The following is an 18,700-nucleotide window of genomic DNA, read 5'->3' on the forward strand; positions in this document are numbered from 1 at the left end:
TCACTCACCAAACACCTTGCAGTAGTCTTCCTTGAACTTCTCGATGCCGGAATCGGTCAGCGGATGATGCAGCATCTGTTCAATGACCTTGTAGGGCACGGTGGCGATGTCGGCACCGGCCAGGGCACAGTCGGTCACGTGGATGGGGTTGCGCACGCTGGCCGCGATGATCCGGGTCTCAATGTCGGGATAGTTGAGGAACATGTCGTGGATGGTCTCGATGAGCTCGATGCCCCGCTGGGAGATATCGTCCAGGCGCCCCAGGAAGGGGCTGACGTAGGTGGCTCCGGCGCGGGCGGCCAGCAGCGCCTGGTTGGCGCTGAAGATCAGGGTGCAGTTGGTGGGGATGCCCTTGGCGGACAAGGCTTTGATGGCCTTGAGGCCCTCGGCGGTCATGGGGATTTTTACGACCATGTGCTTGGGGTCCAGGGCGTAGATGGCCTCGCCCTCCTTGACCATCGTCTCGGCATCGGTGGTGGTGGCTTTCACCTCACCGCTGATGGGGCCGTCCACGATGGTGGCAATTTCAGCCAGCGTCTCGGCGTAGTCCCGGCCCTCCTTGGCGATGAGGCTGGGGTTGGTGGTGACGCCTGCGATGACGCCCATGTCGTTGGCGGCGCGGATCTCGTTGACGTTCGCGGTATCAATGAAGAATTTCATAACAAAAGACTTCCTTTCTAATCAATCAAGCCCAGGGATTCTCGGTGGGATATGAACATCATTGCCGAAAAGACCGGTGCCAAACTGAAAGAGACCTGGCTGACCGGCCAGACCGACGCAGAAGCCATCGGCACAATCATCGCCGGCGGCGAGTACCCGGATTTCATCAATGGCGGCGATGCCATGATGTCTCTTTATGACGCAGGCGTCCTGGTGCCCTGGGATGATTACCTGGAAAAGTACCCCAACCTGAAAGAAATGTACACCGACGAAGAGTGGGACAGCTTCCGTCAGGATGACGGCAAGATTTATTGGGCCAACGTATTCCAGAACACCTACGGCGAAGATCGTGCCACCACCCATAACGATGAAGCCTTTTGGATTCAGGCGCGCGTTCTGGAATGGGCCGGTTACCCCGAAATCAAAACCCTGGACCAGTATTTCGATCTGCTGGAAAGCTATGCCGATGCCAACCCCACCATGGCAAACGGTACCAAGAACATTCCCTACACGGCACTTTGCGAAGACTGGCGCTATTTCTGCATCGAGAATGCCCCCCAGTTCCTTGATGGGTATCCCAACGACGGCTCTGTCATTGTAGACAAGGATACGATGCAGGTGGTTGACTACAATACCACGCCCACTGCCAAGCGGTATTTCCAGAAATTGAACGAAGAATACCAGAAAGGCTACGTGGACGTAGAATTTGCCACCCAGACCTACGATGAATACATCGCCAAGCTTTCCACCGGCGCTGTGCTGGGCATGTGCGACCAGTGGTGGAACTTCGCGTACAATGTCAATGATGTTTTCAAACAGCAGGGTTTGGACGAGCAGGGCTGCAACTACGTTCCGCTGGGCCTGACCATTGACGAAGGAATGGAAAACCGCTGGCACAACTACGCCGACACGTTGAACAACTCCAGCGGTGTGGCGGTTACTACCAGTTGCTCCGACATTGATGCAGCCTTTAAGTTCATGAATGACCTCTTGGACCAGGAGATTCACGATCTTCGCTACTGGGGCGTTGAAGGTGAGGATTACCTGGTTGATGAAAACGGTCTGTATTATCGCACCGAGGAAATGCGGATGCAGTGTTCGGATCCCGCCTATCAGGCCTCTCACATGTGCAACTATTCCTACATGCCGCAGTGGCTGGGCACCAGCCGGGACGGCAAGAACGCCATGCAGCCCGACCAGCAGGCAAGCGAATTCCTGGACAGCCTGTCCACCCCCCTGCAGAAACTGTTTGATGCCTACGGCGTAGACAGCTACGTCGATTTGATCGGTTCTGTGGAAGAAGAACCGGGCCCCTGGTTCCCGATGTATTCTTACTCCGGTTCAATGACTACCGAAACCCCCGGTGGTGTTGCCTGGGTCAAGATGGGCGAAGTCAAACACGAATGGCTGCCCAAAGTTGTTATGGAGCCTGATTTTGAAAGCACCTGGAATGAATACATGACTGCGTACAACGCAGCCAATCCGCAGGATTTCTTGGCAGAAATGCAAACTGAGCTTGAGCGCCGTGCCGGTCTTTGATGCCCGTTATTGCAGGCGACACAGACGTTGACACATACAAGTGGCCACGGCTGCACGGTGTAGCCGTGGCCACTTTTTTTATGAAATGCATTCAACCCGCAAGCTCCTTAAACGTTAGTTTGCAACACATGATTCGCCATACACGTTCCTTAGGAGGACTCGCCAATGAAAAATCCATCAAAGCGTATTACATGGAAAGAGATTTCACGCCAGAAATTTCTGATGGTCTGTGCGGCTATCTTTTTTGTATACGGCATCGTATTTTATTACGTTCCACTGGCAGGCTGGGTAATGGCCTTTCAGAACTACAAACCCAAAGACGGCCTCTTCGGATCTGAATTCGTAGGACTGGAAAAGTTTAAATTCCTGTTCCCTGACGAAGTCTTTTTGCGTGATATCCGTAACACTCTGGCCATGGGCGTTCTCAATCTGGTGACCACCTTTTTAATGGCCATTATCTTCGCCATCCTGCTGAACGAAGTACGCAACATGTTCGGCAAAAAGCTTGTTCAAACGATTTCCTATCTGCCCCACTTCCTTTCCTGGATCATTGTCACCGGTATTCTGCACGATGCGCTGTCTTCCACCGGTATCGTCAATGAGCTGCTGGTGAACCTGGGCATTCTGGATTCGCCCATCAACTTCTTCGCCAATCCGAGTTATTTTTGGCCAATCGTTGCATTTGCCAATGTTTGGAAGGAAACCGGCTGGAATGCCATTGTCTACCTGGCCGCTATTACCTCCATCGATCCCAGCCTGTATGAGGCAGCCACTTTGGATGGTGCCGGCCGGTGGGGCAAAATCTGGCACGTCACGCTTCCTGGCATCAAGTCCACCATTATGATTCTGCTGATCATGAATGTTGGCAACGTATTGAATGCAGGCTTTGAAGTCCAGTATCTGCTTGGCAACGGCCTGGTCAAGAGTGTTTCGGAAACCATTGATATCTACACCTTGACCTGGGGCATCAGCCAGAACGATTATTCTTTGGGTACTGCAGCCGGTATCTTCAAGAGCGTCGTTGCAATTATTCTGATTCTCGGCGCAAACTGGATTGCCAAACGTGCCGGTGAAGACAGATTGTTCTAAGGGGAGGGTACACATGAAAATCAAATCATCCACCATGGACAAAGTCTTTGTTACCTGCAATACCATTTTCCTGGTTTTGTTCGTCACCATTACGCTGTATCCTGTTCTGAACACGCTGGCGATTTCTTTCAACGACGGTATCGACGCCGTACGCGGTGGCATCCATCTGTGGCCGCGCATCTTTACGCTCTCGAACTATAAAACGGTTCTGAATCAGCAGAACATCATCACCGGTGCTATCGTTTCTGTGGCCAGAACGGTATTGGGAACGATTTTTGCCTTGGTGACGAACGCCCTTTTGGCCTACGTCATCAGCCGCAAGCGCTTTTTGTTCCGTTCCCAGCTGTCTTTGTTCTGGGTCATCACCATGTATGTGAACGGCGGTATGATCCCCACCTTGATTTTGTACCGCAACCTGAACCTGACCAACTCTTTCTGGGTATACGTCATTCCGGGCATGATCAGCGCATTTAACGTTCTGGTTATGCGCACTTTCATGGAAGGTCTGCCCAGCGCGCTGGAAGAATCCGCCATGATTGACGGTGCCAACGATTTCACCATCTTTACCCGTATCATCTCGCCCCTGTGCAAGCCGGTGTATGCCACCGTCGCCCTGTTCGTAGCTGTCGGACAGTGGAACTCCTGGTTCGATGCTATGTTGTACAACCGGATGAACGCCCAGTATACGACCCTGCAATATGAGTTGATGAAGCTTCTTTCCTCTGTCATGCAGCAAAGCGGCAGTGCCACCACCGGCGGCAACACCGCTGCCGCAGCCGTCACGCCGGTTACCGTGCGTGCCGCCGCTACTGTGGTGACGATGCTTCCCATCATTCTGCTTTATCCCTTCCTGCAAAGATACTTTGTATCCGGCATGACCATTGGCAGTGTAAAAGAGTAAAATCCTTTTCCTGCCATCCGCCCCTGTTTTCCAGTGCCTGTAACACGAAAAGTCAGTTTGGCGGCACCCTTCAATAGCTATGGCCGCTGCATCTGTTTTTCCTCCTGGATACAGCGGCCATAGCTCTATATTTTTGCATGCAGAACATCACCCCTTTATACCTGGAGGTTTTCTATGCTTTCCGTTAAAAATCCTATCATGACAGGCTTCTTTCCCGACCCTTCGATTTGCCGGGTAGGGAACAAATTCTATACGGTTCATTCGACATTTGCGTATTTTCCCGGTGTGCCGGTTTTTGAGAGCGAAGATCTTGTCCACTGGAATTTGATCAGCAATGTGCTCGATCGTGATTCTCAGGTTCCTTTGTCCGGCTGTCAGCATTCCGAGGGGATTTTTGCCCCTACCATTCGTTACCATAAGGGCACCTGGTATATGATTACCACCAACGTGTCCGACCAAGGAAATTTTATCGTCACTGCAAAAGATCCGCGCGGCCCCTGGTCCGAGCCTTACTATTTGGGTGAGTCTACCGGCGGCATTGATCCCAGTCTCTTTTTTGACGATGACGGTACCTGCTATTATATCGGCCAACGGCCGCGTTCTGCCGGGTACCGCTACAATGGCGACTGCGAAATTTGGATTCAAACTCTGGATCTGGACACGATGCAGTTAAAGCCCGATGCCACCATTGTACTTACCGGATTCCAGCGCAAAGCCATTTGGCCGGAGGGACCTCACCTGTACAAAAAGGACGGTTACTATTACATTTTGCATGCGGAAAGCGGTACTTCCATCCACCACAGCGTCATGATCGCGCGCAGCAAAAATGTGTTTGGTCCCTACGAGTACTGCCCCTGCAACCCCATTCTGACGCATCGCCATTTGGGAGCCCAATATCCTGTTACCTGCGTCGGTCATGCCGACTTAGTGGATGACGGAAACGGCAACTGGTATATGGTTGTATTGGCTTGCCGGCCGAACCAAGGGTACACGTTGTTGGGGCGTGAAACCTTTTTGGCAAAGGTCACCTGGGAAGATGGTTGGCCGGTTGTAAATGCGGGGGTCGGTCATCTTGAAGAAGTAGTCACGCTGCCTTACGAGGGGCAGCCTTCTGACGACGTACCCCCATGTAAAACCTATACGTTTGATACACCTTCTCTGCCGCTGGAATTGCTGACTTTGCGCAATCACCGCGATCATGAACTGGAACTGCACGCAGAAGAGCATATTGTTCGTCTTTTCCATCGTTGCGACAGCCTGAAAGATTGCGGTGAGCCTGCATACCTCGCGCTGCGTCAGCAACACTGGAATTGCGAATTTGAAACCAGCTTTATCCCGCATTTCTGCAAAGAGAGTGATTGCGCCGGTATTGCCATGGTTCAAAGCAACGAAAACCATCTACGGGCAGAGTGCTATCCCCAGGATTCGGGGATCAAACTTGTTGTTTCTCTTTGCAAAGATGGTGAAGACAGCTGTTTGGCGCGAATGGATATGTCGGCTGCAACCCCCATCAAACTGAAGTTGCGCGTAGAAGGGCTTGTGGCCAGTGTTCTTTACCAAAGCAATAGTGAATGGAAACCGGTTGCCTACGACATTGATCTGCGCTCTTTAAGCACGGAACATGCCGGCGGTTTTGTCGGCTGTACACTGGGGTTATATGCTTCCGGCAATGGAGAGGACGCTGGTGGTTATTCTGATTTTGAAAGAATGACCTATCGCGAACTTCCCACCAAGTAATCCTTCACGAATCATTCGGTAGCGGCTGCCAAATGGGGAGAGAATGTCCAGCCGGCGAGGAGCCCGCCCACAAATAAAAAGCCATGCGAACCCGCGAAAAGCCCAGCGGATGTGGGTGTTTGGAAACCGAATTTCCCGGATCGATACCTGCGTAGCCCGTCCATACTCTTCCCTATCGCAAATACAAAAAGCAGACCCTTGGACTCACGGGTCTGCTTTTTGTATGCACGATTCATTTACAAAACGAAACACTTGATTGCTCCGCAACACAATAGGCTTATAGTTTTCAACTCATCTTTTTCAAAGTTGTACAGAGACGTCGGTATTTTCTCCGGTCAATCCAATATATGTCAGCCGTTCCGGCAGCGGTGTGTGCCCGGTCACCGCTTGTACAAGGGCAGCACATTCCTCTTCAACGCCACTCGCCACACGTCCGTAAGCCGCGAACGCGCGAGATGTGACAGGCTCTATATTCCAACGCGCCTCCTCATGTATGGCAATCCTGCAGCAGAATCCGCCGCGGTTGTGTAATCGGCTGCGCCGTCAGCTGCACCTCTGCCTGCGCACGGTCGGTGTGCAGACTGTACGTTCCCCGGAAACCAGCCAGCTCGGCAACGCCGTTTTCATCGGTATGCAGCTCCCCTTGGGAAGTCCACTCCTCATGAATCAGCCGCTGCAGTTCCCGGTAACTGGGCTTGGGCGAATTGTCCGCCCGCAACAAACCGCTGGGCACATTCAGCCACGCACCGTCGGCATAGTCCCATCCGGTAATTGCTTCCACCTGAGGATGCGAGAAAAGGATCTCGTACATTTCCCGCCATTCCCGGCGCTGCCGTTCTTCTCCTTCGGGGGTGGATGGCCAGGACTCGACCTGGTAATCGTTTAGATCCACAATGTCTGCGGGCATCAGATGACCGGACAGCAAGGTATTCTCAGTAAAATGCAGCGGAAGCCCAAACACCGAGAAGCGTTCCAGAATTTCTTCCAGCCGTTCCCTGCCCATGTACCCCTGGTGCTGATGCGTTTGCAAGCCTATGGCCGAAATCGGTACACCCGCATCCAGACAAGCCGCAATCAGATCGCGGTATTTGTCGGAGAGATTAAAATCATTGATAAGCAATGTTGCCTGCGGGTTTGCCTGCTTGGCTGCCGCAAAGACCTGCCTGACCAGTTCTACCGGCCCCAGATAACGGCAGATCCGGCTGACGGCATTATCGCTGCGGTAGACGGGCATGATGACCACTTCATTGATCACATCCCACATATCCACAACGCCTTTGAAGTTACTGACCTCCCGCTGGATGCGATCCAACTGTTTTTGCAGGATGGTCTTGTTATCATATTGCATAAGCCAGTCGGCACATGCGGTGTGCCAGCACAGCGGATGCCCCTTGACCCGCACACCATGCTGCTGCAATAAACGCGCAGCCCGCATACGGCTTTCGGTAAGGGGCTGCCCTTCCACCGGTTCAAATCCGCCCCAGTAAAACGGCAGCGTTCCATAGTTGAATACCTGGAGCCATTTTTGAACCCGATCCTGATAACTCCGGTGATCAGCAGCACCAAATATAGTATATTGCTCGAATTTGCTCAACAAGTACGCACAATATTTTCAGAAAGTGAAAAAAATTCACCATTAGGGAGGAACCGTTTAAACATGGAAAAATACAAATCACCTGTGAAATGGAAGTCACTTTAAAAATGATAGGGGGAAAGTGCAAGCCTCTTATCTTGGAAAGTTTAATTCAACATAGTCCTCAAAGGTTTAGTTCTCTGCTACACAACATTACGCAATTATCACAACGAACGCTTACCAATCAGCTTCGAGAGTTAGAAACAGATGGCCTTATCAAACGCACCGTATATCCCGAGGTGCCTCCCCATGTGGAATACAGCATCACCAAAAAAGGGCAATCCTTAGAAAACATTTTAGACCTCATGTGTGACTGGGGAGAACAAAATATGGATGAAAGGTTTGAGCTTACCAACCCTCAATGCATTGAGTATTCACAATTCGCCCTAAAACCAGTTTTAATTGCCATTAGATTTTCTTCTTTCTTCACTTCAAAATGCAGATGACTTCCCGTCGCCCTCCCTGTATGTCCCACATAGGCAATCACCTGTCCAGTCTGCACTTGCTGACCAACCGTAACGCAGATGCCGGAACAATGGGCATACAGGGTCGTCAGCCCGCCGCCGTGGTCGATCTTGACATAGTACCCGTAACTGCCTCCCCAGCTGTCGGTGGCGTTGGCAATGGTGACGGTGCCGTCTGCGGTGGCCAGAATTGGCGTTCCCTCCGGTGCCGAGATATCGGTACCGCTGTGGTAACTGACTTCTCCCGTGAAAGGATCGGTGCGGTACCCTTGCGGCGAGGTGATTGTTCCCGCCACCGGCAGCGGCCATTGCAGGGCACCATCCGCAAACACCGTATCCATGCCGGGCGCCATGAGCTCCCCGCTCCCCTGCACAAAACCACCCAGCAGTTCACCCCAAAGGGTCGCGGTATCTTCTCCTGAAAGCAGTGTGAGGTACTCGTTCTGCCGTTCTGTGAAGTGATAAGCATCCCGCATTTCTTCCGGGGTGTGGTGGGTCAGTTGGATGACCAGAACCGTTTCGGTGATGGTTGTGGTTTCCGTCTCTCCATCGTCATTGGTCTGCTCTATCTCACGGGTTTGGGTTTCGGTGTGCCAATCCAGTTCATTCATATCCCACAGCACGGTGCGTAGCCGCTCCACATTATCCGCATCCAGATAGGCTACAGCAGTACCGTTGGCATCGCCCGCCGTTTGAGAAGCAAAGACAGCCAGAACATCCTGCCACGCAATGGCATAGCTGCCATCGTTAGACTCGATTTCCTGACGGTCATATTCTGTTCTGTCCTCAATTTCTTCTAGTTGGTCCCGGTATTCTTCGTTAAGTAGTTCCACAGCTTCCTGAACACTGATGGCGTTTTCATCGGGTGTTTCTGCTGCGAAGAAAATGCCGTAGGCGGAGCCAGCCACCAGCGCAATCAAACAAATCAAAAGCACTATAAATACCGCAACCCAGCCCCCTGCAATCAGCGCAGCCGCAAGGCTCTGCAGAGCAGCCAGTAGATGCCGGATAGCCGAGCGTAGAACTGTCGTTGTCCTTTTGGCCGCTTCCACGCCATCTCGAGCTGTTTGCCTGGCACGGCGCAGCACCGCTTGTGTGCGCTGAGCCGCTTGTTGGGCCTGCTTCTCTTGCCGCACCGTGTTGGCTGCCGTGCGGAGTTGCTTTTTATCCCAGTCGACACCGCGCAGTCCTCTGGCAGTTCTCTTGGCCTGCCGCTGCCGTTCCTGGAACTTCCTGCTTTGCTTTTGTGCTACGCGGCGTTTCTGTTTCTGGCTTGCAGCCGTTTTCGGGTCCGATTGGGTTGCATCTAGGCGCATACCCTCGAAGTCATAAGGCTCGTCATGCACCTCGTTTTGCGGCGGGCATCGGTTCGGTTCGCGTTCACAGGTAAGATGTTTGCGAGCGGCCTTTCCAGCTTTCCCTAGGGCAAAGGTCGCGCCATCCTCAAGCAGTGTTTCCCCCCGCCAGATGCCCTGTTCCTCCATCTCCTGTGCGGAAGCATAGCTGCCCTCTGGGTCTGTTTTCATTATAGAAAAGCCCCTCTCCTTGCTTTTCAGCCACGCCTGCCGGGCCATCGTTTTGGGCAGGGTGCGGGATGGCTGTTCTTTGGGCAAGTGCCCGCCGGGTTTCTGTTTGATTTCTTTATGTTTGTTCTCTTTCATGGAATCACCCGCTTTACAAAATTGTCTTATCGACAGAAATGACCACCTGCTGATGGAGCAGGTGGTCATTTCTATCTACAGAGTCATGGATTGCATCTACCGCAAGGCGTGTAGCCGCAGCCGATCAGTTCTTCCCGTGTGGCATCGGTAAAGTCTTTATTCTTGTCGCTCATTTGCTCTACGCTGGAACAGTCCGGGTAGTGGAATTTCTTGGTGTGGGTGTTCAGCACATATCGGGTACTTTGGGGCAGCGCCGTAGCAAGCGGTGTGTCCGGTGTCGTTTGGCTACCCGGCGTCCAGTCCTCGCAGGGGCTTGTGCTGAACCAGCATTTTTCTCCATCGGAATATACGGTAACCTCGCCCTGCTTGTCCGTCCGATACAGATCGACACCATGCTGCTGCAGGGCGTCCATGGTCTGTTCTGTAGGGTGTCCATACGGGTTGCCCTCCCCCACACTGAGAAAGGCATATGCTGGGGATGCCGCCTTCAGCAGTTCTTCACTGGTTGAAGAAGAGCTTCCATGATGACCTACCACATACAGATCGCAAGCCAGATCTTGCCCGGAATTCACCATGTCCTGTTCTGCGTCCTGCTCGGCATCGCCAGTCAGCAGACATCGGACGTCACCATATTCGATGCGCAGGCAAAGCGAATTGCTGTTATCCGAATCATAGTCATAATCCTTGGGACCTACGATTTGGATTTCCGCGCTTCCGAGAGAGAAAGTATCCCCTTGGGTTGGGGAAATCACCGGGACAACCTTTTCTGCCAGCACGTTTTGCAGGGATTGGTAGATCTGGGTATCGGTGGTATAGTCGGGCATCAAAGCCTGTTCCACTGGCGTGGTGTGGAGCACGCCCACCAGACCGCTGATGTGATCCTCGTCATAGTGGGAAGCCACCAGCCATTCCAGTTCCGACACACCGTGCTGCTGGAGGTAAGCGACCACATAGGAGGAGGCGCCGCGCCCGCCACCGTCGTAGAGCAGATACTCACCACCCGCCTGCACCAGCACCGAAAGCCCTTGCCCCACATCCAGCATGGTCAAGGAAAACGGGGCATCCTTTGCCCCATCTACCGTTGGCGCGGCATTGGGTTCCTCCGGTATTGCAGTAACCGCCGGGGATAGCGTTGGCTCAGGTGCAGGGCTGGAAGCACAGGCGACACTACTAATAGCCAGTGCCGCCGCCAGAACAACGCCGGAGATTTTGCGAAGAATATCCTGTACCATAAAACACTCCTTACATATAGAGGCAGTGTAAGCGAAAGATAGCGCGAAAAAGGGCGCATTCCGTCTAGCGTGTGCCTTTTTCATCCACGAACGGTATGCCCAAGAAATATTTGCAGATACTTTTCTATATCCGTATTATACGGATATAGTTTATTATATTGTTTTGCCACCGTAGTTACAATATTGGTAAACAAATGGTGGGAGACGTTTATGGAGCTGGATTACAAAGCCATTGGCAAGCGGATCAAAATCGCGCGCATCGGATTGGACCTTACGCAAGAACAGTTGGCCGATAAGGTATCCTTGTCCCCCACCCACATGAGCAACGTGGAGACGGGAACCACCAAGGTCAGCCTGACGACTATCGTAAAAATCGCCAACGCACTGGGCGTTACAGTGGATGATCTGCTGTGCGACAACCTGCTGCAGGCCCGTCCTCAGTTTGAACGCGATATGCAGACACTGCTGGACAGCTGCGAACCATATGAAGTTCGCATCGCCTATGAAGTTGCCAAAGCTGCCATAGAAACCGTGCGGGCCAATGAAAAATTGAAACAGGAATAAAAAGGCGCGGACCCGATGAAGCCGCGCCTTTCCCTTTTCATACTTTTGCTTCCACAAACCATCGCCCTTTCTCGAACCACAGTTTGCTTTCCTGACCATCGATCACACACAGATATCGATCTCCTACACCTCCCACCTCGGCGGCACGACGGCTTACATCCTTAATTTTATCAATCTTATAGATCTGTTCCGGACCAAATAGGATTGCCAATGGACGTAATCGCCCATCCTCCTCAAATCGCACCTCCACCGCCACATAGCGCTTTTCTCGCTTGTTCATACTACCTGCCATCGATGCTCCTCCTTATCCCGCATTGAAAAAGCCCACCGGATGGACCGTGTGGTCGTCCTTCGGATTGATTTGTCCCAGGCCCCTGTCAGTATAAATTCGTGCGCGCTGTACACAGGTATACCCGTACCGCTCTCTTACGGTGTCCACCGCCTTGTCGATTCGCTCCAATTTTTCCCTCTTTTCCTGATTACTGAAAAAGCCCAACTGAATGGCACAATCTTCCGGCACAAGACCGGCACCGCGCACCCCTACTCCGCGCAAAGGCTTCCCCCATCGATAGTTACTTTTGAAAAGTGAAAAGGCCACCTGAGCAATTTCCAGAGCACCATTGGTGGGCGTGTCAATTTTGCGTTGTCGTACAAATCCCGCAAGGTCACAATCTCGGATTGACACCTCTACAACGGTGCATTTCATCCCTAACTCTCGCATTCGCATCGCCACACTCTCACTCATAACCAGCAGCATGAGCCAGACATCTGCATCATTGATCAGATCCCGAGGTGTGGTTCCGCTATTTCCAACACTTTTAATCGTAGCAGTGTGATCCTGTCTTGCAACCGGAGACGTATCCAAACCACGGGCAAAAGCAGAAAGAGTGTACCCAAGTTTTCCAAACCATCCCTGCAAAGTTTGGGGATCTGTTTCTGCCAGCTGGCCAATGGTTCGGATTGCGTAAGAATTCAATTTCTTCTGGGTTGCCGGCCCCACATACAGCAAATCCTGTACAGGCAGCGGGTAAACGATTTGCTTGTAGTTGTCGGCCTCAATGCGGGTAATCGCATCCGGCTTTTTATAATCACTCCCCAATTTTGCGGTCACCTTATTGTTGGAAACACCGATACTCACTGTAATTCCTAGTTCTCTCTTAACTCGGTCGCTAATCTCTTGGGCAATCGTCATGGGGCTGCCAAACAAACCGGTGCTACCGGAAACATCGACCCAGCTTTCATCCAGGCCGAACCCCTCGATCTGGTCGCTGTAGTCTTGCAGAATTTCCCGCACATACCTGCTATACCGCATATACTCCGTGTAATGGGGCGGAACAATAATCAGGTCCCGACAACATTGCTGTGCTTGCCAGATGGCCATGCCCGTCTTGACCCCCATGTGTTTGGCTGGATAGCTGGCTGTCAGTACAATTCCATGCCGTTCTTCTTTACTGCCGCAGACAGCGATCCGTTTTCCGCGCAGATCGGGGTTCTCCTGCATTTCCACGCTGGCATAAAAGGAGTTGCAATCGCAATGGAGAATGTGCCGCTGCCGAATCATCTTCTCACTCCCTCACCTCCATTATATTTACACGTTTTGTCATTTTCAAGTATTTATTTTTGACAATCCGTGTAAATGTATCATTGACTTTACACTGGAAACAAGATATACTATTCGTGAGGTGAAGTACCATGAGTTGGAGAGACCGAATCAGGCAAGCCCGAGAATCTCAAAAACTAACCCGCGAGCAGGTAGTGAGTCGCATGCATGCTTATCTGCCCGCAGATAAGGCTGTTGTTGCGCGTACTCTTGCTGCCTGGGAGGGTGGAGATCGAGAGCCTAGAGTGACGCAGGCGATTGCCTTGGCAAAAGCGCTGGGATATCACGAGGTTTCCGATCTTTTCTATGACTCAGACGAGGCACAGCTCAACAAGTTGGGGTTAGATCGTTTGGAAGAGTATCGCAGCTTGTTATTGCGCTCTCCCCAATTCCGGGAAACCGTCCAACCTGTGCTTCGGTTATTACCGGTGTATCTCCAGCCCGCTTCCGCCGGTACCGGCCAGTGGCTGGACGATGATCTGTCGGAAGAGATGGAAGTGGATGATTCCGTCCCCGCAAGCGCCGAGTTCGGCGTCCGATTGGCTGGTGATAGTATGTCGCCCCGCTTTGCGGACGGCCAAATCGTCTGGGCCCGCAAGACCGAAACCGCGGAGAATGGCGAGATCGTGCTGTGCGTATTAAACGATCAGGGTTACTGCAAGAAGCTGCACCGCGATGAACACGGTGTATCTTTGATTTCTCTGAATCCGAAATATGATCCCATCTCTATTACAGAAGTGGACGAGTTTTGGATCATGGGATGCGTAGTAGGATAAGCTTCAAGAAAGGGGCAGGCTGTATGTGTGGGCGTTATCTGTTCTCGACCCAAGAATATAAGGAATTCCGCCAAATTGTCCGGGATGCCCAGCGCCGCAGCAACGGCCAGCACAACGAACTGAACTTTCCTATGGCAGGTGATATTGCACCTACCACTGAAGCTCCGGTACTGATTGCCAGCGGCGACAAAGTCGTGGCTGAATTTCAGAGGTGGGGCATCCCCGGCTGGCGCGGTGGTCTGATGATCAACGCCCGTGCCGAAACGGTCTGCGAGAAGCCTATGTTCCGCCGGAGCATGGCCGCGCAGCGGTGTGTGATCCCTGCCAGCGGGTACTATGAGTGGGACACGGGCAGGCACAAGTATTTCTTCCAGCTGCCGGGCAAACCGATCTATCTGGCAGGCATCTACGATAATATAGAGGGCGTCAACTGCTTTGTGGTCCTGACCACCGCCCCTAACGAAACTGTAAAAGACATCCATGACCGTATGCCGCTGATTCTCAGCCATGAACAGGTTCGGCCATGGCTTACCGACGCACAGTCTGCGCTGCAACTGCTGACAATCGTGCCCCCTGCGCTCCAGCGCAGCAGCGAAGATGGGCAGTTGCGTTTTGGCGACCTGGTGTGATATGCTTATAATGTTGTGATGACAAAGTTTTTGAAGGAGTCCCCCATGAATGTCCTGTTCAGTTCCATGGAATATGATTTTCATTCACTTATCAAGGTGGCCGAAATGGCGGGGCTTGCCGGGGTCATCACCTTTCATCAGGCGGGCGACGACTATCTGGTCACCTTCCCAGATGTGGAGAAAACCGAGGAAATGGTACAGGACTACCGCGCGCGCCTGCGGGATTTGGAAAATAATATCTGGTCACATTAATTTTGCTATCTTTGTGGTACGGTGCCCTTCCTTTTGTACGTACCAATCACACAACAAAGCCGTAGAAGCATATAAAATAAAAACGGGCGTCGCCATGTGTTTAACATGACGACGCCCGTAAACTCTATATGACATATGACGAAAAATAAGTAGTACACAAACCGGTATATGGTTTTTATTCTTCAAAAAGGAAACTGGGGTCCATCTCGCCTATGCCATCAGTAACGCTTGCTCTGGGGCACCAGTCAAGAATGGTTCTCTTATCTACACCAGAAGCGTTGCAGGCACTGCACTGCCAATTCTGAGAGTAGACCACTATACAAGAGCAGGGATGATTGGCAGCCGGCTGATGAATTCTTGTCGCGTCCACCGACCCGATATAACTCTTGTTCGTATGATTTCCATTGGAACAACCATTGCGCGCTGCATTTTCTCCAATTTGCTCGGTAGAGGAGAAGCCAACTTTCACAATCCCGCCGTCCGGCATTTCCATTTCGTGGATGCCTTGCTCGTATGTTGTTGCCTCCGCAGTGGGCTTTGCTTCAGGTTCATCCACGTTTGCACTGCTTGCAAACGCTGCAACGGGCAGCATAAGTGCAGCACAGGCAACCAAGAGGACCAAAGATAATGATTTTTTCATACTGACCTCCTATTCGTTCTTATCAATTGTCATACAGAGATACACTAAGAATTGCGTTGCAAGCTATCCAGAATTTCTAAAAAGGTATTCTCCGGTATGTCTGCTTCACCGTCGTTTTCTCCCCATACATCGGCATACAGATGATACAGCACATGGTCTGACACAAAATACGTTTCCATTTGTCGAACTTTCCCGTCGACACGGCCGACCGAAATTTGCATCGCAATCCCGGACGGAGTGTGATGTGTTACAAACTCGGTGTCGTACACACCGGAGTTTCCTTTTGCAGTGACCAAATCGAAGGATTGCTCAGTGAAGTAAGTTCCTGCCGAAAAAAGCACTGTATATGCTTTCCCATTTTTATCACTGTCGGAGAACAGCGCTGTGGCTTCGATCTTTTCTACAGTATCATTCTCCCCAGTATAAGCGGTGAGATTTACCGCTGAATCACTATCATGAATTTTGCTTTGCAGCAGCTCGCTTGTCAGCAGGGGAATTCCAGTTTTTTCTTCCACCTCGTTCCAGTTCTCAACAGAGTACGACACAGAGCTTTCCTTATTTTCTTCTGAATCTTTCAGTGCAGCGGTCAAAAAATCACTTTTCACTGTAGAAACTGGAAATACGAGCTGCTGATCATCTATTATAAATTGGTACTGTCCATATTGAGAGTTTCTCCACTGCAACTGAACACCGCTGTAAATTCCAGCACCAAGAAGAAATATGAATAAAGCCGCGCACAGGAGGTGTTGCCAGCCCACTTTCCTTCTATAGGAAGCAGGAACTGCTTTAGATAATGTATTCCGGATTTCCGATTTTTTCTCTTTGTCCAGAAAAACGCCATCGAACATTTCTTTATAGATATCAGTTGTTTGCAATGTTTTCGTCCCCCAATTCCGTTTTAAGTAGTTTTCGCGCTCTGCTTAACCGCATAAACACACCTGACGGCGTGATAGCCAGGATTCTTGCTATTTCGGCTGGTTTATATCCAACATAATAATGTAGATATATAGCAGCACGATATATCGGTGGTAATTCCTTCAGCAATTCTTGCAGTTCAAGTCTCTCTGCGCTATCACCACTCACAATACGGCAGTCATCCGCTTCTGTCATGTTTGCAGACCGCTTATTTTTCCGTAAACAGTCCTTGCAGTAGTTTGCTGTGATCCGTGCCAAAAGCGCCTGCTCTTTATCCGGCATCAATGTAAGATTGCGAGACATCAGACGTAGAAATACTTCTTGTACGGCATCTTCGGCATCGTGGGGATTCAAGAAAAAACTATAGGCCAAGCGATATACGTCATCGCTGTATGTGTCATACAGGTGAAGAACTTCCTCCCGATCCACTATGTTCCCTCCAGCTTGTTTTTCTGTTCAATAATATAACGTGCAATGCGACACTTTTCACACCGATAAGTGAAAGATTACAAACTTTTTACGACGTCATTACAATAAAAGCAGGTAAGGAAACTGATGGGGACCGCCCAAGGAGGCCCCTTATTTTTTTGTTTCATTCACATCATCCTTTCAGTTGTTCGTCGGGCTTGGTCGTCATGAGGCGGTACAGCTGCGTATCCCGGGGGAAACTGTTGGTAAAGGGCACCAGATTGCCGGCGCAGCGAATCAGACCGCAACCAGCAGGCACGTTGGTGATGTACCCCAGCTGGGTGTCCGAGATGTTCAGCAGTTTGGCCAGCTCCTCTCGGTCGGTGGCGCTCTGGTTGAGCATGATCAAGAATTCCGAGTTGGCCAGCATCAGGCGGGCCGTATCGGAGCGCAGCAGTTCGTCTACATTCTGCGTCATGCCGGTGATCAAACCGTTGTACTTGCGGATGCGCTTCCAGAGTTTGTAGAAGAAATTGGCGCTGTACTCGTACCGGAACAGGATGTAGAACTCGTCGCAGAAGATCCAGGTTCGGTGTCCACGCTTCCAGTTCTGAATCACACGGTTGTAGATGGCGTCCAACGTCACCAGCATTCCGAGGGGCATCAGCTGTTCGCCCAGTTCGCGGATATCGTAGGCGATGATGCGTGCCTTGGTATCCACGTTGGTAGGCTGGGCAAAGGTGCCCAGCGTGCCGGTGATGAAGAGTTCCGAGGAGAGGGCCAAGCCCTGTGCTTCCGGTTCCGGCTGCATCTTGAGCAGACGGTAGAAGTCTTTCAACGTGGGGACTGCGCCCTTGTACCCGTTTCGGACATAGGGCATATAGACCTGCTCCGTGCAGCGGCCCAGGATGGATTTTTCCTTGGCGGTGACCAGCCCGCTGCCGATCAGCTGCTCAAACAGGCTCAAGACAAATTCGCTTTTGGACACAATGGGGTTCCGCTCATCACCATAGGCGCGGTCCATATCCAGCGCGTTGATGTGGGTGTCAGAAGTGGCCGAAATGCGGATGACCTCGCCGCCGAAGGCTTCCACCAGATGTCCGAACTCGGATTCCACATCCAGAATCAGGATGTCATCCTCCGTGGACAGGGCAATCTGAGCGATCTCCTCTTTTGCGCTCATGGACTTGCCGGAGCCAGAGACGCCCAGGCGAAAGCTGTTGCCGTTGAGCAGCTGCCGGCGATCTACCACGATGCGGTTCCGGCTGATGGTGTTCTGGCCATAGTAGAGTCCCTTGGGCTGCATGATTTCCTGGGCGCGGAACGGGATGAGTACCGCCGTGCTCTCGGTGGTCAGGGTGCGCAGCACCTCGATGCGCCGCAGCCCGTAGGGCAGCACAGTGTCCAGCCCATCCCGCTGCTGCCAGCGCAGCGTGGAAAGCTGGCACAGGTGCTTGCGGGCAACAGAGAGCAGCGATTCGGTGTCATCGTCCAGTTGCTCCTTGGTATCCGCCATGTGGACGAGGGTGACCAGACCAAACATCATCCTCTGGTCACGGGTGGTCAGATCATCCAGCATCTCCTTGGTTTCCTTGCGCTGAAGTTCCATATCATAGGGCACGATGGCCGACCAGTTGTTGTTGGCGTTCTGCTTCCGCTGCCAGTTGGTCACGTTGGTTTCTACACCCAACAGGGTGTTCTGCAGCTGACGGGCTGCCTCGTCGGTGGGGATGGGCAGAATATCGATGGACAGCATCAGTTCCCGGTCCAGGTCGCAGAGCTCCGACACAAAGCTGTCCTTCAGATAGCTGGCGAAATCCTGGAGGTAGAGCACCCGGCCCAGGCGGTCGTCAATCTTGAAATGGTCAGCGGCGAACTCCATACTGCTGGGGCAAAGCCAGTCTTTGAAATACTGGCCACGCCGGGCCTTCTGGTGGATATCGAACTCGGCTGCCGGCGGGTCTGCAGGACGGAAAAAGTCGCGGAAGATCCGCAGGCGC

General features: G+C 52.0%; 18 protein-coding genes and 1 pseudogene. 9 read left to right on the forward strand and 10 right to left on the reverse strand.

Annotated elements, in window-relative coordinates; genetic code table 11:
• Nucleotides 1-660, reverse strand: coding sequence for a fructose-6-phosphate aldolase (fsa, locus tag Q0526_RS00835; protein WP_298729913.1), 660 nt, complete (start codon nt 658-660; stop codon nt 1-3).
• A gap of 51 nt (nt 661-711) precedes the next feature.
• Here fsa and Q0526_RS00840 point away from each other — a divergent pair, with 51 nt between their 5' ends.
• The 4 genes from Q0526_RS00840 to Q0526_RS00855 all read left to right on the forward strand — a co-directional run bounded on the left by Q0526_RS00840 (nt 712) and on the right by Q0526_RS00855 (nt 5,926).
• Nucleotides 712-2,199: a sugar ABC transporter substrate-binding protein gene (locus Q0526_RS00840; protein WP_298729916.1), complete on the forward strand. Its 1,488-nt coding sequence runs from the start codon at nt 712-714 to the stop codon at nt 2,197-2,199.
• A gap of 165 nt (nt 2,200-2,364) precedes the next feature.
• The gene (locus Q0526_RS00845; protein ID WP_298729918.1) at nt 2,365-3,288 is read left to right on the forward strand and encodes an ABC transporter permease subunit; all 924 of its coding nucleotides are present in this window, start codon (nt 2,365-2,367) and stop codon (nt 3,286-3,288) included.
• Nucleotides 3,289-3,301: 13 nt separating this feature from the next.
• Nucleotides 3,302-4,189, forward strand: a complete 888-nt coding sequence (locus Q0526_RS00850) for a carbohydrate ABC transporter permease (RefSeq protein WP_298729920.1) — start codon at nt 3,302-3,304, stop codon at nt 4,187-4,189.
• Between the two features lie 174 nt (nt 4,190-4,363).
• Nucleotides 4,364-5,926 (forward strand): glycoside hydrolase family 43 protein, encoded by a 1,563-nt coding sequence (locus tag Q0526_RS00855; RefSeq protein ID WP_298729922.1) that lies wholly within the window; start codon nt 4,364-4,366, stop codon nt 5,924-5,926.
• Nucleotides 5,927-6,413: 487 nt separating this feature from the next.
• Here the strand turns inward: Q0526_RS00855 and Q0526_RS00860 are convergent, their stop codons facing one another.
• Nucleotides 6,414-7,391 carry an endo-1,4-beta-xylanase gene (locus Q0526_RS00860; protein ID WP_298729923.1) on the reverse strand — a complete coding sequence of 326 codons (978 nt, stop codon included), beginning with the start codon at nt 7,389-7,391 and terminating at the stop codon, nt 6,414-6,416.
• A 218-nt stretch (nt 7,392-7,609) separates the two neighbouring features.
• Here Q0526_RS00860 and Q0526_RS00865 point away from each other — a divergent pair.
• Nucleotides 7,610-7,885: pseudogene (locus Q0526_RS00865) on the forward strand (helix-turn-helix domain-containing protein); the annotation flags it as partial.
• A 32-nt stretch (nt 7,886-7,917) separates the two neighbouring features.
• On the opposite strand, the gene Q0526_RS00870 reads toward Q0526_RS00865, so the two are convergent.
• Both Q0526_RS00870 and Q0526_RS00875 read right to left on the reverse strand, forming a co-directional pair.
• Nucleotides 7,918-9,684 carry a M23 family metallopeptidase gene (locus Q0526_RS00870; protein ID WP_298729926.1) on the reverse strand — a complete coding sequence of 589 codons (1,767 nt, stop codon included), beginning with the start codon at nt 9,682-9,684 and terminating at the stop codon, nt 7,918-7,920.
• Nucleotides 9,685-9,767: 83 nt separating this feature from the next.
• Nucleotides 9,768-10,916, reverse strand: coding sequence for a ComEC/Rec2 family competence protein (locus tag Q0526_RS00875; RefSeq protein ID WP_298729928.1), 1,149 nt, complete (start codon nt 10,914-10,916; stop codon nt 9,768-9,770).
• Nucleotides 10,917-11,126: 210 nt separating this feature from the next.
• Between Q0526_RS00875 and Q0526_RS00880 the strand changes: the two genes are divergently transcribed.
• Complete coding sequence (locus Q0526_RS00880) at nt 11,127-11,480, forward strand: helix-turn-helix transcriptional regulator (protein ID WP_298729930.1); 354 nt, start codon at nt 11,127-11,129, stop codon at nt 11,478-11,480.
• Between the two features lie 37 nt (nt 11,481-11,517).
• Here Q0526_RS00880 and Q0526_RS00885 read toward each other — a convergent pair whose 3' ends face one another.
• Together Q0526_RS00885 and dinB are read right to left on the reverse strand one after the other, a co-directional pair.
• Nucleotides 11,518-11,772, reverse strand: a complete 255-nt coding sequence (locus tag Q0526_RS00885) for a hypothetical protein (protein ID WP_298729933.1) — start codon at nt 11,770-11,772, stop codon at nt 11,518-11,520.
• Nucleotides 11,773-11,784: 12 nt separating this feature from the next.
• Complete coding sequence (gene dinB, locus Q0526_RS00890; RefSeq protein WP_298729935.1) at nt 11,785-13,041, reverse strand: DNA polymerase IV; 1,257 nt, start codon at nt 13,039-13,041, stop codon at nt 11,785-11,787.
• Between the two features lie 284 nt (nt 13,042-13,325).
• On the opposite strand from dinB, the gene Q0526_RS00895 reads away from it, so the two are divergent.
• From Q0526_RS00895 to Q0526_RS00905, 3 genes are read left to right on the forward strand one after another with little or no spacing between them, the layout of a single operon-like run.
• On the forward strand, nt 13,326-13,856 hold the full coding sequence (locus tag Q0526_RS00895; RefSeq protein ID WP_298729937.1) for a S24 family peptidase: 531 nt from the start codon (nt 13,326-13,328) through the stop codon (nt 13,854-13,856).
• Nucleotides 13,857-13,879: 23 nt separating this feature from the next.
• Nucleotides 13,880-14,485, forward strand: a complete 606-nt coding sequence (locus tag Q0526_RS00900; RefSeq protein ID WP_298729939.1) for an SOS response-associated peptidase — start codon at nt 13,880-13,882, stop codon at nt 14,483-14,485.
• 45 nt (nt 14,486-14,530) lie between these two features.
• Nucleotides 14,531-14,737: a hypothetical protein gene (locus Q0526_RS00905; RefSeq protein WP_298729941.1), complete on the forward strand. Its 207-nt coding sequence runs from the start codon at nt 14,531-14,533 to the stop codon at nt 14,735-14,737.
• A gap of 175 nt (nt 14,738-14,912) precedes the next feature.
• Here Q0526_RS00905 and Q0526_RS00910 read toward each other — a convergent pair whose 3' ends face one another.
• The 4 genes from Q0526_RS00910 to Q0526_RS00925 form a co-directional block, all read right to left on the reverse strand.
• Nucleotides 14,913-15,377 carry a hypothetical protein gene (locus tag Q0526_RS00910; protein ID WP_298729943.1) on the reverse strand — a complete coding sequence of 155 codons (465 nt, stop codon included), beginning with the start codon at nt 15,375-15,377 and terminating at the stop codon, nt 14,913-14,915.
• Between the two features lie 44 nt (nt 15,378-15,421).
• Complete coding sequence (locus Q0526_RS00915; protein ID WP_298729945.1) at nt 15,422-16,252, reverse strand: hypothetical protein; 831 nt, start codon at nt 16,250-16,252, stop codon at nt 15,422-15,424.
• Nucleotides 16,239-16,721 (reverse strand): RNA polymerase sigma factor, encoded by a 483-nt coding sequence (locus tag Q0526_RS00920; RefSeq protein WP_298729947.1) that lies wholly within the window; start codon nt 16,719-16,721, stop codon nt 16,239-16,241. Before Q0526_RS00920 ends, Q0526_RS00915 begins: the two co-directional genes overlap by 14 nt.
• Before the next feature lie 172 nt (nt 16,722-16,893).
• Nucleotides 16,894-18,700, reverse strand: a 1,807-nt coding sequence (locus Q0526_RS00925) for a VirB4-like conjugal transfer ATPase, CD1110 family (protein ID WP_298729949.1), incomplete at its 5' end; no start/stop codon positions are given.

It is taken from the genome of uncultured Subdoligranulum sp. (assembly GCF_937890665.1).

Excerpts from the sequence above, each read along its gene's own strand:
- Q0526_RS00840 (WP_298729916.1), top strand. The coding sequence starts at position 712 with ATGAACATCATTGCCGAAAAGACCGGTGCCAAACTGAAAGAGACCTGG.
- Q0526_RS00880 (WP_298729930.1), top strand. The coding sequence starts at position 11,127 with ATGGAGCTGGATTACAAAGCCATTGGCAAGCGGATCAAAATCGCGCGC.
- Q0526_RS00885 (WP_298729933.1), bottom strand. The coding sequence starts at position 11,772 with ATGGCAGGTAGTATGAACAAGCGAGAAAAGCGCTATGTGGCGGTGGAG.
- Q0526_RS00870 (WP_298729926.1), bottom strand. The coding sequence starts at position 9,684 with ATGAAAGAGAACAAACATAAAGAAATCAAACAGAAACCCGGCGGGCAC.
- Q0526_RS00850 (WP_298729920.1), top strand. The coding sequence starts at position 3,302 with ATGAAAATCAAATCATCCACCATGGACAAAGTCTTTGTTACCTGCAAT.
- Q0526_RS00845 (WP_298729918.1), top strand. The coding sequence starts at position 2,365 with ATGAAAAATCCATCAAAGCGTATTACATGGAAAGAGATTTCACGCCAG.
- Q0526_RS00875 (WP_298729928.1), bottom strand. The coding sequence starts at position 10,916 with ATGGTACAGGATATTCTTCGCAAAATCTCCGGCGTTGTTCTGGCGGCG.
- fsa (WP_298729913.1), bottom strand. The coding sequence starts at position 660 with ATGAAATTCTTCATTGATACCGCGAACGTCAACGAGATCCGCGCCGCC.
- dinB (WP_298729935.1), bottom strand. The coding sequence starts at position 13,041 with ATGATTCGGCAGCGGCACATTCTCCATTGCGATTGCAACTCCTTTTAT.
- Q0526_RS00900 (WP_298729939.1), top strand. The coding sequence starts at position 13,880 with ATGTGTGGGCGTTATCTGTTCTCGACCCAAGAATATAAGGAATTCCGC.
- Q0526_RS00910 (WP_298729943.1), bottom strand. The coding sequence starts at position 15,377 with ATGAAAAAATCATTATCTTTGGTCCTCTTGGTTGCCTGTGCTGCACTT.
- Q0526_RS00855 (WP_298729922.1), top strand. The coding sequence starts at position 4,364 with ATGCTTTCCGTTAAAAATCCTATCATGACAGGCTTCTTTCCCGACCCT.
- Q0526_RS00905 (WP_298729941.1), top strand. The coding sequence starts at position 14,531 with ATGAATGTCCTGTTCAGTTCCATGGAATATGATTTTCATTCACTTATC.